The sequence below is a fragment of the Shewanella sp. Scap07 genome, from assembly GCF_013394145.1.
Classification (GTDB): Bacteria; Pseudomonadota; Gammaproteobacteria; order Enterobacterales; family Shewanellaceae; genus Shewanella; species Shewanella waksmanii.
In genome coordinates, this window is sequence record NZ_CP041329.1 from 3,608,889 (window position 1) to 3,624,428 (window position 15,540).

Genomic DNA, 15,540 nt, shown 5'->3' on the forward strand with positions numbered 1-15,540 from the left:
TTAATATGATAAGCCGTAGTCCTGCATAATAGGCTTGATAGCGTTTTGGCGTTGCAACTCCGCCATACGTTTATCAAAAACAGTCATCACCTGCTGCAATTTCGCTGCCGCCATCTTAGGCGAAAAAGCCACATAGATATTTTCTGCCGCCACACAACCCGCATTAATAAATTCATCTTGGGCATTTTGCTGAGCTAGCTCGTACTCCACGGCTATTTGAGTAAACAAAAAGCTGTCAATTCGACTGAGCCGCAGCTTACCTATACTTTGCTTAAGGTATGTAGTTGGCTGGCTGAGAACTTGGAATTGATGCGGATTTGCCTGTTTGTAGTCATTAATTTCACCCAATGACGCATCTAAAATCACCCCAATTTGCTGCCCTTGCAGCGACTCAACTCCCTGATATCGCCAATTTGAATCAGCCTTGGTGAAAAAGCACATCTTCTGCTGTCCAACAGGCGTAACAGGAAAACGCAAATTTGGCGCTTCTGTTTTAGTTGGGCCTAACAAGAGATCAAATTGCCCTTGCTCGGTCAGACGCACAGCCCGAGTCCACGGGAAATATTCAACAACAAGTTGGTAATCACTTTGCGCAAATACCGCTTGGGTGACATCTAAGATATAGCCCGACTGGGTGCCATTTTCGCACATTTGTGGACACCAATCAGTTGCCGCTACTTTGATTATATTGGCGCCAACTGGCGCTGCGGCAGTTTCACCAGCTGAAGCAAAGGCAGGCAATGTGGCACTAGCCAATAGGGTCATACCGAGACAACTTTTGGCTAATTTAAGGGCGTTGTTGTTCATCTGCAAAACGAAGAAGACATCCGATGGTGACGTGACTGGCTATAGTTTATCATTTTACCCATTATGCTTTGGTTGCTGATACAAAGTGTCACGTAGCTAGAGCACGCTTGTCTATGCCCTAAAACGCAAACGATATTGCTGCTATCTATGACTGACCAAGCCTTTATATTAGCAACTGGCAATGCAATTAACAGCACAATAACTGTCATCTGACCAGCGCAACTCCTGCTACCGGCCAAGCCCGCGCACAATGAAGCCAATCACGCTACACAAGCATCAACATAAAGATTAGACTAGTGGCTTGTTATCGCTGTGACTACCAATACTGATTAACATGACTCAGCCAAACAGTTCGACGTTTACGCCATTTTCCAAACTCACCATGATGCGTTTTTATCTATTGATGATAATCGCGACGCTTATCGCGGTGCTATTTATTGATCGCCCATTGGCTAGCATGTTGTACAACAACGCCTATCAAGGCAGCTACCTTAAGCTGCTAAGCCAGGCCCCCCTGTTTTTTCAGGTATTAGGACTTAGCTGTGTGTTATTACTGTGCCTTCCCCGCTATCGCCACACCATGCTGCCGTTGGTCAAACATCTACTGCTTACGGCATTGTTTGCCAGCGGGTTGCGTTGGGGGGGGAAATGGCTGTTTGGCCGCACTTGGCCGGAAACTTGGGTCAATGAGAATCCATCATGGATCCATAGCGGGGTGGAGGGTTTCTACCCGTTCACTCAAGGAATGGGCTATAACTCTTTTCCGTCTGGGCATACTCTTTTTACTGTCGCATTAGCTTGTTGTTTTTGGTATCACTTACCGCAATATAAACTGCTGTGGAGCTTAGGGATTGTCGCGGTATTTATCGGTCAACTGGGGCAGAATTATCACTTTTTAGGTGACACCTTAGCCGGTGCTACCTTAGGTGTACTCGCCTGCCATTTAGCGCACCTCATTGTTAAACTGCCTAGCCCCAAATAACCAATATCGCGGCGATGGCGATGAGAATCAATGCCAGAATATCATAGAGTTTCGTACTAGATTTTAAGTAAAACCTGGCAATCAGCAAGGTGATAAACACCTCTACCTGCCCAAAGGTTTTTACCAGCGCCACATCTTGCAGCGCCATCGCACTAAACCAACCAATCGAGCCTAAGCAGCTTGTTAAGCTTATAGTAAACACTAACTTACTGGGTTTAAGGATCCGTACAAGCAAGCCACGATCCGATAGTGCGATAAAACCTAATAGCAGCACGGTCTGCAGCAAAATAACCCACAATAATACCCAAGCGGCACTGTGCATATAACCAAAGGGTAAACTAAGGCTTGCCTCTCGAGCGCACAGTGAAGTTAATGCGAAAGCACTGCCACATAGCAGACCAATACCGGCAGTTGCGACAGACAAGCGGCTGCCATTGGGGCAACTCATCATCAGAATCGCTACGGCACCAATAATGACCCCAAGCCATCCCATAAGACTCATTTCTGCACTAAAAAACCATACGCCAAGTAGAGCAGCGACCAGCGCCTCACTCTTAGCCAGTCCAGCACCGATGGCATAATCGCGCATTTTAAACAGTGTCACCATTAACACGGTTGCTGTTATCTGCAGCAAGGCTGCAGCACCTATCAATCGCCAAAAATCGGCATTAAAATCATGAGTAAAATCGGGCAACGCGCTGGGTTGAACTTGATGCAACGCCACTAAATAAACGGCGACCAAAGGCCCGGCCCAAATAAAGCGCGCTAGTGTTACCCCGGCCACACTCATTTGTTGACTTAGTTGGCTCTGAAAGACATTGCGCCATGCTTGCATGAAGGCAGCTAACAGCGTGAACCCAATCCACATAACTGATTCATTATTCGAGAGGTTTGAACACTAGGTTATAGGGAATGGCCAATGAATTCGAGCAGAATTTCAAAAGTAACCTTGAGCTTAATTTCGCGGGCAATTTCAAGTGCAGTGTCAAAAGGAGATATAGATCTAGTCAGCCGAAGGCTGCTTGTTGTCGTTATTGTCACCATGAGGGATATGGCTGTAAGCTCATATTTTACAAGCACTAAAAAGGGCTTCTAAAAAGAAGCCCTAAAACGCTATATGTACTGCTTAGTAGGTGTAGCTAGCACCTAGGCCCAGTGGGATACCCATAGACCAATACAGTAGTAACCAAGCACTCCAAATACTCAACAGCGCAATACTAAATGGCAGCATCATCGAGATAAGTGTACCAATACCAATGCCCTTAACGTAACGCTGACAGTATACAACCACCAGTGGGAAGTAAGGCATCAATGGCGTAATGATGTTAGAACTAGAATCACCAACACGGTAAGCCGCTTGTGACAAGTCTGGACTGATATTAAGTTGCATCAACATTGGCACCAACACCGGACCAATCAATGCCCATTTCGCCGAAGATGAACCAACAAACAAGTTAACGAAACCGACCAAAATGATCATACCGACAACGGTGATTTCAGCCGATAAATTCATCGCTTTTAAGGCGCCTGCGCCCTCTACAGCAATCAGCGCACCAAGGTTCGATGCGGAAAACGCCGCCACAAACTGAGCACAGAAAAACGCCATCACGATGTAGTGCGACATGCCACTCATCGATTTTGACATTGCCTGAACCACATCACCTGATGAGTTAAAGGTCTTAGTTAAATAACCGTAAACTAAGCCAGGCAACATAAAGAAGATGAAGATCAGCGGCACGATTGATTGCATCAACGGCGCACTAAAGCTGGTTAGCGAGCCGTTAGCATCTCGCAATGTTGAAGTTTCTGAAACTGTTAGCGAGAAGAAACCGATAATCGCAGCAAACATCACCGCCGTTGCAATACGGAATGCTTTAAGCTCTTTGGCGGTGATCTCATCCATTGCTGGAATGTCGACTTCATCGCGGTTAACTTTATGAGTTCGGTTTAGACGCGGCTCTAGCACTTTATCTGTTAGGTACCAAATCAGTAATGTGATTGGTATGCACGAAGAAGCAGCAAAGAACCAGTTGTTAAGCGGGTTAACCTGAATATCAGGGTCAACAATTTGCGCCGCTGACTGGGTAAAGCTTTGCAATAATGGGTCAATCCCCGATGGAATAAAGTTAGCACAGAACCCGCCTGAAACCCCGGCAAAGGCAGCTGCGATACCCGCCAATGGATGGCGACCAACGGTAAAGAAGATCACCCCAGCCAATGGAATCACCACCACGTAGCCAGCATCGGTTGCCGTGTGCGAAATAATACCCACTAACACAACAGCAGGTGTCAGTAACTTAGCAGGAGTCACTTTCAACATCTGTTTCAGCGCAGTATTGATATAGCCAGAGTGCTCAGCAACACCCACACCTAACATAGCAACGAGAACCACACCGAGCGGTGCGAAGGCGGTAAAGGTGGAAACCATGGTAGTTAGGAAGTGAGTAAGCGCTTCGGCACTTAATAGGTTGGTAACCGCTATCGGTTGGTCAGTACGTGGGTCAATGGCTTCAAAACTCACCCCTGACAGTGCCCAAGAAAGTCCCCAGACCGTAAACAACAGCATCAAGAACAACATCGCGGGATCAGGCAGTTTATTACCTACACGTTCAATCCCATCGAGCACTTTACCAAGCCGTCCTGGTGACGCGGCCTCATGTGACATAACCCTATTTCCTCTTCTTTGTTTTGGTTGCTGCTTGTAGCACAAATTATGGTGACAACAGTTACAGCTATTTTAATATAGCAGCACCATACAGATGCACCCTGTAGCCAACCTTAAAAACATACCAGCTTTAGAGGAAAATAAACAAAAAACGCTTACATAAAATGAAAGTTGACTGATTGCAACAGCTCACCGCATATCCATGCTAAATAGGTTGCCCAGCCATAACCAAGTACAGAAAGCAACACTGCAACTGGCGCGAAGGAGCGGTGATAAGCTACGGCCACAACCGGCGCTGATGCCGCACCGCCAAGATTACATTGACTCGCGATGGCCATATAGGCAGTTGGGGCTTTTATCATTATTCCTACCGCCATCACACACACAACATGAAATAGCAGCCAGATAAAGCCGATCACAAAAAATCGGGGGAAATCACTAATCGCTGTAATATCCATTTGTAATCCCATTATCGCAATCAACATAAACAGCATCACCGACGAAACAGATTCAGATCCGACACGCTCTAAGTCGCGAACTCGGGTATAAGACAAAACAAAGCTCAAACTCGTCACTATCATCACGAGCCAAAAAAAACGGTTGGTCAGGCTAAACCGCGCAAGCTCAGGATAATGCAGACTAAAATAGGGCGCCAGATAATCCGCGCCAGCATGCCCTATTCCTGCAACACCAAACGCTGCCGCCAGCATGAAAATATAATGCTGCAGCTGTGGGATTTGCGGCTCAGCCAAGTGCAACTTATTGGCAGACTTAACTAAATTTTGCAGTCCTCGAGTGTCAGCTTTAATCCTTTTATCAAGCCAAGGTGCGTGCTGAGATAACATTAGCAACACCGTCATCCACAATGCCGAAAACACCACATTGACCGTTATCATCACCGAAAATATGCTGTCGCCAACGTGATAAACTTCTTTCATCGCAAGTTGATTTGCCGTCCCGCCAACCCAGTTACCCGCCAACGTTGCCATGCCTCGCCAAGCAGCGTTCTCACCACTGTTCGCCAACGAGTCTGGACTCATTCCTTGAAATACCATGAGTGCAAAGGGGCCACCCAGCACGATACTTATCGCCCCCACTGTAAACAAGATAATCAGCTTGGGTCCTAACTGCAGAATACTCTTCATATCAATATTAAAAATGAGTAATGCAAGACACGCTGGCATGAAATAGTTAACCGCAATATAAGGTAGGCGGCTCTGACTAACGTCAACAACCCCAAAGGTATTAAATAGAGAAGGCAGAAAGTAACACAGCACCATGACTGGCACGTATTGATGAATCGCACGCCAAAATGGATGGGATAGTTGGCGAGTATAGTAGATAGTCCCCAATAGCCCACAAATTAGGCCAAATATAATGGGGTCTTGATCAATCATGCTCAGACCTAGCAGGGTTTTTCATTTTCGCAAAATTCAACAAATTTCCTCACTAAATCAGCCTGTTTATCATCATCACGAGTCACTATCCAATAGTTACGCTGATGGCACCATTGAGGGAGTACTAACTCAGACAAATCTCCTCGTTCAACCTCTTCTTCGATAGCAAGCCAAGGTAATATACTTACCCCGATTCCGGTGCCAATGGCTCGTTTTATCGCCCCCATGCTCGTCATAGTTAACTCTTGATTCACTGATACATGAGCGCTTTTTAGTAGCTGTATAGCGCGCATGTGACTCATTGAGTGAGTTTGATCGAGTACCCAAAGCTGTTCTGATAGCAACTCAGCCGTTATTGGTTGATTAACGATACTATTTTCAGGTGATGTCACAATACATATTCGGTCGCTAAACCAACGCTGGGTATGGAGGTTTTTGCTAGTTGGTTTTACATCGATAAATCCAATGTCTAATTCACGTTCACTGACTAATGACTCAATCGCCAGACTGTTATCAATCAACAATTTCATCTCTACCAGTGGAAAAGCTTTCTTAAACAGCGGTATTTTTCGCGACAGCACATAGTTCCCGACAGTTTTACTGCTTCCAATCTTAAGGCTGCCACGCACTCCAGTGGTAGACTCGCTAAAGATCTGCTCCAATTCTAAGCTTTTTGATAGCATGTCATTGGCGTAGGGTAAGATCACTTTGCCATTGTCATTGATTGATAAACCATTGGCGTTACGGTCAAACAACCGATTACCTAGCGATCCTTCTAACTCCTTCAGTGCCATGCTCACAGCGGGTATAGATAGATGCAGAGCCTTGGCCGCTTTAGATATTTGCCCATGGGTGTAAATCGCTTTAAAAATGACTAACTGTTTTAGCGTAATACGCATAAAAACGACACTTGTTAAACAAACGGGATAAGGCTAATAATAAGTCACTTTGGCTAAGGGGATAGGCCTTAAATCGCAAAAACGTTAACCATAACGGTACTAATTATTAACCTTACGATCAGCTACGCATATTTTCATCGCTCGGCTGTATATTAAAAGCTAGCTAAAAGTCATATCGCAAGCTAATAGAAGCAACATTGTCATCTTCTAGGGTAATTAAAGGGCCCGCATTGTTAATTCGATACTCACCTTGATACATGGCGTAGTGCGCAGCAACACGTGTCGATTTAGATAAACGATAATCTACACCTAAGGTTAGCGAATCGATATCAACATCAGTTGCTTTGTCATAACTCCCCTCAACGACTGCAGCATTGTTTTTAAAGTACTTACCAAACCCGGCTTTATCTTTTGCATACTCTGCTTTTAAATTAACACCGTTAAGGTTATACACCGCCGCTAAAAAATAGGTATCCCCTTGCTTATCTTCAAACTTCTGACTTTTAGTGTTCTGATATATCCCAGCCAATTTCAAGTTACCCATCTTTTGCTGATAAACAGCACGATATGCATCAACACCAGCAATTGTATTATAAGCTAGCGCCGCATAATAACTATTCGCCTTTAATTTACTATCGCCCAACACAATACTGACTGCATATTGAGATTCATTAGAAGACTCATAATTATCATCAACTAAATAAGTAGAGTTAACCGTAAATAAATCAGAAATTTTAGGAGAGTAGTAAGTAATTCCGTCCGCTTTTCTTACTTGGCCAGCTATCATACGATTATAGGCAGCATTGGTGAGTGCAAATGTCTCGGCACCACCTTTAGATGTTTTAAATACCGTGTCATTGCGGCCAACCAACACTGTTCCCAATGCTGACTTAACCCCCAAATAGGTATTTCTTGGTGAAAAAGTCTCGTCAGCATAAGTCATACTATTCACTTGAAATTCAGCACGATAAACAATGGTCAACGCATCAGAAACTTTACTTTCTCCCTTAACCCCTAAGCGGGACAAATTGTTTTCGATTACCGTACCTGACTTGCCATTTTGAGTTGTCGTCCCCGCATCAGAATGAGCAATACCAATATCAAAACGACCATAAAAACTGGGCTCCTCTGCGAATGAACTACAAGAAATCGACGACATTATCGCTATAACTGAAATGTACCTTGTGTTTATCATCATATTCACCTTAATAAAATCTATTTTTTATTTTTAATGTAGAAACTGGTCTACCGTTGCGATGAATAATAAATAAAGAGAGAATTTAAAACGTAATATTTGTCACAGGAATTCAAATAAAACCCAACCTTAAATAAAACTTAAAACGCTTTAACAAAAACTGACACAGGTACCTAATTTGATATAGATCGAGTTTTTTCACCTACGGTTTAATTAATCTTGCCCCATACAAACAAGCGACAAAAATGCCGCAATAAAAAGTAGATATGGAGTATATGATGAAAATAACTAAACTCGCTTCGGTCATGGCAATCCTAATGCTGTCATCCGGCGCTGCTGTCGCAGAATCGACTGATTTAGCTAAATTCCATGCAGATATGGATAGCTGTCAGTCTTGCCACACTAAACCGTTAAAGGTCAGTGACAGTGAAACCCATGAAAACCAGCAATGCCGTTCATGCCACGGAGACTATGAGGATCTTGTCAACAATGAACTAACTTTCGACCCACACGCCTCTCACCTTGGTGATATCAACTGCACTTCATGTCATTCCGCTCACTCAAAACCACAGTTAACTTGTAACAACTGCCATAACTTTGAAATGGAAATGCCATTTGCTGACGCTAAAGAGAAAAAACGTTGGGACAATGGCTGGGACCAGGAGAAGATAGCTAAAGCCATTGCCAAAGGGCCATCAGAAACGGTCGATGTTATCGTTGTCGGTGGTGGTTCAGCTGGCTTTAATGCTGCAATTTCCGCACAAGCGGCAGGAGCAAACGTCGTCCTATTTGAAAAAGCGCCTTACACCGGCGGCAACTCCATGTTAGCGGCAGGCGGTATCAACGCTGTAGGCACACCACAACAAAAAGCTAAAGGGATTGAAGATTCTATAGATTGGTATGCTGAAGATGCCATGAAAGGCGGCCGCTATCAGAACGATCCTAAACTGGTGCAAATATTAGCTGAAGAGTCAGCTGGCGCAGTGGCATGGCTGGAATCGTTAGGTGCTAACATGAACGATTTAAAACGTTCTGGTGGTGCTCGTGTAGAGCGGACACACCGTCCATCAGGCGGTGCGTCGGTTGGCCCACATATCATTGATACCCTTCGTAAAGCTGCCGATGAACGCAATATTCCCGTTAGAGTGAATTCACGGGTTGAGAAAATTGTCCTCAATGATGATCAATCTGTAGCGGGTGTTGTAGTTCATGGTAAGCACAGTGGCTACAATATGATCGCAGCAAAATCAGTAGTACTGGCAACAGGCGGTTATGGCATGAATAAGCAGATGGTCGCTTACTATCGCCCAACCATGAAAGATATGACCAGCTCAAACAATGTCACCGCAACAGGGGATGGTGTGCTACTTGCCAAAGAAATTGGCGCCTCTATGACCGATATTGATTGGGTACAAGCACACCCAACCATAGGCAAAGATAGCCGAATTTTAATTTCTGAAACTGTTCGCGGAGTCGGCGCTATCATGGTTAACACCGACGGTGAACGTTTCATCAGTGAATTGACCACCCGTGACCGCGCATCTGATGCCATTTTAAAGCAGAAAGACCAATACGCTTGGTTAGTCTTTGATGAGCAACTCGTAGAGAAGAAAAAAATGGTTCGCGGCTATGAGCATCTAGGTATGCTTAGCAAAGCCGACACGATTGAGGAACTGGCTAAGATCACAGGTATGAGCAAATTAATGCACACCGCAAAAGTCTATAACGAATACCAAGCTAAAGGAAAAGATAGCGATTTTGGTCGTGAAGATATGCCTTTAAATCTTAGCAAGCCACCTTACTATGCTGTGAAGGTTGCACCCGGTATTCACCATACAATGGGTGGCGTCGCGGTTGATACCGATACCAATGTGCTAAATCTACAAAGCTGGAAAATGCCAGGCCTATTTGCTGCAGGCGAAGTGACTGGCGGTGTACATGGCTACAACCGGCTAGGAGGCAATGCGATTGCTGATACGGTTGTATTTGGCCGCAAAGCAGGAGAAAACGCTGCCAAATACTCACTAAAGTAATTGTTCGTTAACATCACCCTGCGCCATTTTTGCTGAGCTCAATCATTGAGCTCAGCTTTTTTCGCACTAAGTATAGATAAAGTTTGCTTCCTCTCTGTACATAAGTCTCTACTAACAGCATCTAGACCAAAAAAAGCCCCGCTAGATTGCGAGGCTGATTTTTGCTGTATTTGACTTACTTGCTGGTATCTATCGGATCGAAAGATTTCACTAAGTCATCAACGGCCTTCATCTGGGTTAGGTAGTTCTCTAGTTGATGCAAAGGTAATGCACATGGGCCATCACACTTCGCTTCATCTGGGTTGGGGTGTGCTTCAATGAACAAACCTGCAAGACCGAGTGCCATACCACTGCGCGCCAATTCCGTTGCCTGTGCACGACGGCCACCGGCACTATCACTGCGCCCACCTGGGCGTTGAAGTGCATGGGTCGCATCAAATATCACCGGGTAACCCGATTGTTTCATCTCATCCATACCCAACATATCAACAACGAGGTTGTTGTAACCGAAGCTTGAGCCGCGCTCACAAAGAATAATGTTGTCGTTACCGGCTTCATTAAACTTAGTAATGATATGACGCATCTCATGGGGGGCTAAAAATTGGGGTTTTTTGACATTAATAATCGCACCGGTTTTCGCCATTGCTACCACAAGATCTGTTTGACGTGCTAAAAATGCTGGCAGCTGAATAATATCCACAACTTCAGCCACTGGTGCACATTGATGCGGTTCATGCACATCGGTGATCAATGGCAGATTAAATGTCGATTTAATTTCTTCAAAAATCTTCAGGCCAACGTCCATGCCTGGACCACGATAAGAGTTTACTGATGAGCGATTAGCCTTATCGAACGATGCTTTAAACACATATGGAATGCCCAGTTTTTGGGTCACTTCTGCATAATGCTCGGCAATTTTCATCGCCAGATCACGCGATTCCAATACGTTCATTCCGCCAAACAATACGAAAGGCTTATCGTTACTGATCGCTATCGCATCCAGTGTAATGGTTTTCATGCTCATCTATAACTTCTCTCTACCTAGGCCAATAAGAATTGGCAAAAACAATATTAATTCTGCTACTGCTGTGCAGCCCTATGAAGCAATAACTTGAAGCACTTGGCCACAGAGCCATGCCATGTATGTACCTACAGCATAGCCTAGTACCGCTAACAGTACACCGACAGGTGCCAACGCCGGGTGAAACGCTGCTGCAACCACAGGTGCAGAGGCTGCGCCGCCCACGTTAGCCTGGCTACCCACAGCCATATAAAATAGTGGCGCTCGGATCAGTTTGGCTACCAGCAACATAAAGCCAGCATGGACTAACATCCAAATGATACCAATGGCAAAATACCATAAGTTTTCAGCATCAAACAGTTTAAACACATCCATATGCAAGCCAATAGTCGCAACAAGGATGTACAAAAATGCCGACGCCACTTTAGAGGCACCTGCCGCTTCTAAATGGCGTACAGGACTAAACGACAACGCTAAACCAATAGTGGTAACAGTGACGATTAACCAGAAGAACTTAGAAGTTAGGCTGTAATCACGCGTCCAGGGGTAATTGGCTTCAAAAAATGGCCCTAAAAAGTCTGCCACCATGTGCGCTAAACCGGTGATACCGAAACCTACCGCAACAATCATCATCAAATCTTGTAATGATGGAATTCGTGCATGCTCCGCATGGTACTGCTCGACCTTCACTTTCAAACGTTCAATTGCAGAGGTATCGGCACCGGTTTTGGCATCAATCTGCTTCGCTTTAGAAGCCATAAACAACAAAACTGCCATCCAGATGTTGGCAACAATCACATCCACCGTCACCATGATCGAGAAGATATCACCACCGGTTTCATAAATCTCTTTCATTGCCGCTTGGTTGGCGCCGCCGCCAATCCAGCTACCCGCCAACGTGGTCATGCCGCGCCAGACGGCTTCAGGTCCACTCACGCCCAGTACTTCAGGGTGCAAAGCCGACACAATTAATAGTGCAATGGGCCCGCCAATCACAATGCCGACGGTTCCCGTTAAGAACATAATAATCGCTTTAGGCCCAAGTCCTAAAATAGCTTTTAAATCAACACTTAAAATCAGTAACACTAAACAAGCGGGTAACAAATATCGAGACGCGACGTAATAAAGCTGCGACTCATGCCCATCAATAATGTTAAACGAGTTCAGTAATGATGGCAGGAAATAGCACATTAGCAGTGCGGGTATAAAACGATAGAATTTTTGCCAAAACGGGTGGCTACTGTTACTGGTGTAAAACACAAACCCAAGTATTACCGCCAGCAGGCCAAGGCCCGTGGCATCGTTAGTAACCAATGCGGTACTGCTGCTCATGATATCCCCCTAGATAACATCTCGATCTTTATTATTTGTTGTTGGTTTTGTTTTATTTGTTGTTGCCCAGCAAACAACAGCGACTTTATCAGGCTCGGATCAGGCAAAAAGCCGCACATTCAATGTGCGGCTTATCCGTTAATGATAAACTTCGCGGTCGTCGCTCAGTTCTTTTAATTGTAATTTGACTAATTCAGTGACCGGATCATGTGGGCTGTTTTCCACAAAATGTTTTAAGTCTGCAGCGGCCACTTTGATACAACCCAATTGTTGGGCAATGAAAGCCCGCTCGCGATTGAGGTTTAAATCATCTTCGTGCCACTGCAGTAGCAAGTTGCAGCACTCCATGGCAGCTTCAAACTGGCTGGTTAATATCGCCCCCGCCTTGAGCTCATGGATCATCCTCGACAAGATACGCTTTAGGCTGACGGGCTTGAGGTAACTCGGCTTAAAAGGCGCGCCATTACCCAATTCACCACGAACAAATACATGTAGTTGATGCCGTGTTAACTGCTCGCCATTAAGCGGATTAATGTACATCACTTGACCGTTAATGCGGCTCGACAACAAGGTAGTGCCGGGCAGCAATAACACGTCGAGCTTTAAATCCAATTGTTTAGCCAATAACATCAACACTGTGGCCAATGTCGTGCTATTACCTTGACGACTGGTAATGCAGGTCGCCAAGTTAGCCGCTTCAAGACTGAAGTAAGACTCGCGCGCACAGAAGCCTAGATCTCGATAAAACCACTTTAATAGCGCATCAAGGCGTGCTTGCTGGTCTACCAAGTAATGGCTTAATACTGAACCGGCAAGTTCATACCAAGCCCACTTGGCTTTTTCTTTGTCACCAAAACCCAAGTGCTGAGTAACCTCAAACGCACTCTCAGGTAAGGTCAGGGTATCTTTTAACTTCAAATGACTCATTAACCTAGTAAAATCGCTTGTTTGAACATGGCAATTTTAGCTGCATAGACAATCCATGCTACGGCACCTAATGCTGCAAAAGTTTTAAATAGTCGGTTGCGGTTGGCTTTGAGTGCAATCGCACCTAAGAAGATGTAAGCGACAACAGCACCTAGCTTTTCAGTAAGCCAAGGATCTGCAAATGGGTACTGTTTAATAAAGAAGCATAGGGTTAGGCCTGACAACAACAAAAAGGTGTCTACCACATGGGGGGCCACTTTAAAGAATTTCTTATCCATCATTGAAGACTGACGAATATGTAGTGCAAAACGTACGATAAAAAACACCACACTAATAGCAATTAGCGTTAAATGAAGGTGTTTGATTGCAGGGTACAAACTTTCCATTTTCTACTCTATCTTGGCTGAGAAAGGCGCTAGTGTAACCTATGTGTCAGCTAGGCACCAACATGATAATCAAACAGGCTGGGATTAAGCGATGAGTAGACTGAATCTAGCGTAATTTCAGCGCTAACTTGCGATAAGTTGATAAGTCGATAAGGAGTGTTCTGATACAAGTTGCACGACCGTGACGCTCCCTTTTAGCACAAAATGGTTAAGTTGAGGCGATTGACTCTGCCGCCAGCGCCAGTAACGCCTCAATATCATCACCACTGATCAGTTTAACGTGTTGACTAATTTTAGCCGCCGGCCAATCCCACCATGCCAATTGCTTAAGCGCCTTAATTGTCTGATCATCAAAACGCTGCTTTATCACCACCGCAGGATTACCGCCAACCACACTGTAAGGCGGCACATCATTGGTAACCACAGACTCACTGGCGATGATGGCACCATCACCAATATTCACCCCAGGCATGATAATCGCTTGATGGCCAATCCAAACATCATGACCAACAACGGTGTCGCCTTTATAAGGCAACTCGCCCGCAGCGGGCGTGGCGGCTTCCCAGCCATTGCCAAAAATGAAAAAGGGAAAAGTCGACGCGCCAGAGGTTTTGTGATTAGCGCCGTTCATAATAAACTTCACCTCGCGCGCTATCGCACAAAACTTGCCGATGATCAGTTTGTCGCCAATAAAAGGAAAATGGTACAAGACATTTTTCTCAAAATTCTCGACACCATTTGGATCGTCGTAGTAGGTGTAATCGCCGACGATAATATGCTCACTAACAATGAAGTTTTTTAGAAAACCAACTTGTTTAAACTCAGCTAAAGGGTACTGAGTATCGGGGTTTGGACCTGTCATTACGCCTCCTTTTGCGACGGTTTATCTGCTTGCCTATCTTGCGCCTGCTTCCCAGACCAATAACCGGCGAGCATCGCACCAGATAGGTTGTGCCACACTGAAAAAATCGCTGCTGGTAATGCAGAAGCCGGGCTAAAAAACTGCACACATAAGGCGGTAGCTAAGCCAGAGTTTTGCAAACCCACTTCTAGCGAGATGGTTCTACACACCTTGTGACTAAAACCGAGTAGATAACAAACACCATAACCAAATGCTAAGCCACTGGCATTATGTAATATCACCGCCAGCAGTACGATTGCCCCTATTTGCTCAATGCGCTGGGCATTGAGAGCAACAATGATAGTTATTGCCATACAGATGGCGACCACAGATATCCAGGGCAACACGCCTCTTATTTTGCTAACCGAGGCGGCTAAATAGTGATTGGCCAACAAGCCCACAATAACCGGCAACAACACAATTTTGGCTAAACTGACTAACATCGCCAGCACTGGAACCGCCACCACCTGCCCCGCAACCAATTCGATAATCATCGGGGTAAGTAACACGCCCAATAAGGTCGAGCAGGCGGTCATAGTAATTGATAGCGCTAAATCGCCTTTGGCCAGATAACACACCACATTTGATGCCGTACCTCCAGCAACACTACCCACCACCACTAACCCTAAGGTTAAGTCAGCATCAAGCCCAAGCAGTTGACTGATTAACAGTGCGCTCAATGGCATCACACTAAACTGCAAGACTAATCCCACGCCCACGGCGCGGTATTGCCTAACGGCTGCAGTAAAGTCACTGACATTAAGTGATAAGCCCATTGCCAACATGATGATCACCAGTAAAGGCACAATCAGATTACTAAAGCCACTAAACAGTTGCGGCTGCCAATAGGCACACGCTGCCCCAATCAGCGCTAAAAGTGGGAACAGTCGGTTAATGGTTTGCATAGTCTTTGGGTGTCATTCCTTGGCAAAAGCAGTTACAAGCACAGTTATCTTTTAAAAAGCAGTTAGTGGCAGTCAACATAGCAGAGACTG

At 45.1% G+C, this 15,540-nt stretch carries 14 protein-coding genes; 2 read left to right on the top strand and 12 right to left on the bottom strand.

Annotated elements, in window-relative coordinates; genetic code table 11:
• Positions 1-765 (bottom strand): ABC transporter substrate-binding protein, encoded by a 765-nt coding sequence (locus FLM48_RS15790; RefSeq protein WP_179025287.1) that lies wholly within the window; start codon positions 763-765, stop codon positions 1-3.
• A gap of 376 nt (positions 766-1,141) precedes the next feature.
• On the opposite strand from FLM48_RS15790, the gene FLM48_RS15795 reads away from it, so the two are divergent.
• Positions 1,142-1,789, top strand: a complete 648-nt coding sequence (locus FLM48_RS15795) for a phosphatase PAP2 family protein (protein ID WP_256870951.1) — start codon at positions 1,142-1,144, stop codon at positions 1,787-1,789.
• Here the strand turns inward: FLM48_RS15795 and FLM48_RS15800 are convergent.
• The 5 genes from FLM48_RS15800 to FLM48_RS15820 form a co-directional block, all read right to left on the bottom strand.
• The gene (locus FLM48_RS15800) at positions 1,776-2,657 is read right to left on the bottom strand and encodes a multidrug transporter (RefSeq protein WP_179025288.1); all 882 of its coding nucleotides are present in this window, start codon (positions 2,655-2,657) and stop codon (positions 1,776-1,778) included. The genes FLM48_RS15795 and FLM48_RS15800 overlap by 14 nt on opposite strands.
• Positions 2,658-2,915: 258 nt before the next feature.
• Positions 2,916-4,454, bottom strand: coding sequence for an AbgT family transporter (locus FLM48_RS15805; protein ID WP_179025289.1), 1,539 nt, complete (start codon positions 4,452-4,454; stop codon positions 2,916-2,918).
• A gap of 155 nt (positions 4,455-4,609) precedes the next feature.
• Positions 4,610-5,851 (bottom strand): DUF819 domain-containing protein, encoded by a 1,242-nt coding sequence (locus tag FLM48_RS15810; RefSeq protein WP_179025290.1) that lies wholly within the window; start codon positions 5,849-5,851, stop codon positions 4,610-4,612.
• A gap of 8 nt (positions 5,852-5,859) precedes the next feature.
• A complete protein-coding gene (locus tag FLM48_RS15815) occupies positions 5,860-6,750 on the bottom strand; it encodes a LysR family transcriptional regulator (RefSeq protein ID WP_179025291.1) in 891 nt (296 codons plus the stop codon).
• Between the two features lie 163 nt (positions 6,751-6,913).
• Entirely contained in the window at positions 6,914-7,909 is a 996-nt protein-coding gene (locus FLM48_RS15820) for a porin (RefSeq protein ID WP_256870952.1), read from the bottom strand.
• 311 nt (positions 7,910-8,220) lie between these two features.
• Here FLM48_RS15820 and FLM48_RS15825 point away from each other — a divergent pair, with 311 nt between their 5' ends.
• Positions 8,221-9,978 (top strand): flavocytochrome c, encoded by a 1,758-nt coding sequence (locus FLM48_RS15825; protein ID WP_256870953.1) that lies wholly within the window; start codon positions 8,221-8,223, stop codon positions 9,976-9,978.
• A 175-nt stretch (positions 9,979-10,153) separates the two neighbouring features.
• Here FLM48_RS15825 and kdsA read toward each other — a convergent pair whose 3' ends face one another.
• The 6 genes from kdsA to FLM48_RS15855 form a co-directional block, all read right to left on the bottom strand.
• Positions 10,154-11,002 (bottom strand): 3-deoxy-8-phosphooctulonate synthase, encoded by an 849-nt coding sequence (kdsA, locus tag FLM48_RS15830; protein WP_179025293.1) that lies wholly within the window; start codon positions 11,000-11,002, stop codon positions 10,154-10,156.
• Between the two features lie 72 nt (positions 11,003-11,074).
• Entirely contained in the window at positions 11,075-12,331 is a 1,257-nt protein-coding gene (locus FLM48_RS15835; protein WP_179025294.1) for a DUF819 domain-containing protein, read from the bottom strand.
• Between the two features lie 138 nt (positions 12,332-12,469).
• Positions 12,470-13,258: a tetratricopeptide repeat protein gene (locus tag FLM48_RS15840; RefSeq protein ID WP_028775232.1), complete on the bottom strand. Its 789-nt coding sequence runs from the start codon at positions 13,256-13,258 to the stop codon at positions 12,470-12,472.
• Positions 13,258-13,644 carry a SirB2 family protein gene (locus FLM48_RS15845; RefSeq protein WP_028775233.1) on the bottom strand — a complete coding sequence of 129 codons (387 nt, stop codon included), beginning with the start codon at positions 13,642-13,644 and terminating at the stop codon, positions 13,258-13,260. Before FLM48_RS15845 ends, FLM48_RS15840 begins: the two co-directional genes overlap by 1 nt.
• A gap of 208 nt (positions 13,645-13,852) precedes the next feature.
• Positions 13,853-14,506, bottom strand: a complete 654-nt coding sequence (locus tag FLM48_RS15850; RefSeq protein ID WP_028775234.1) for a Vat family streptogramin A O-acetyltransferase — start codon at positions 14,504-14,506, stop codon at positions 13,853-13,855.
• Positions 14,506-15,450, bottom strand: a complete 945-nt coding sequence (locus FLM48_RS15855; protein ID WP_179025295.1) for a bile acid:sodium symporter family protein — start codon at positions 15,448-15,450, stop codon at positions 14,506-14,508. Before FLM48_RS15855 ends, FLM48_RS15850 begins: the two co-directional genes overlap by 1 nt.
• Positions 15,451-15,540 lie beyond the last annotated feature (90 nt).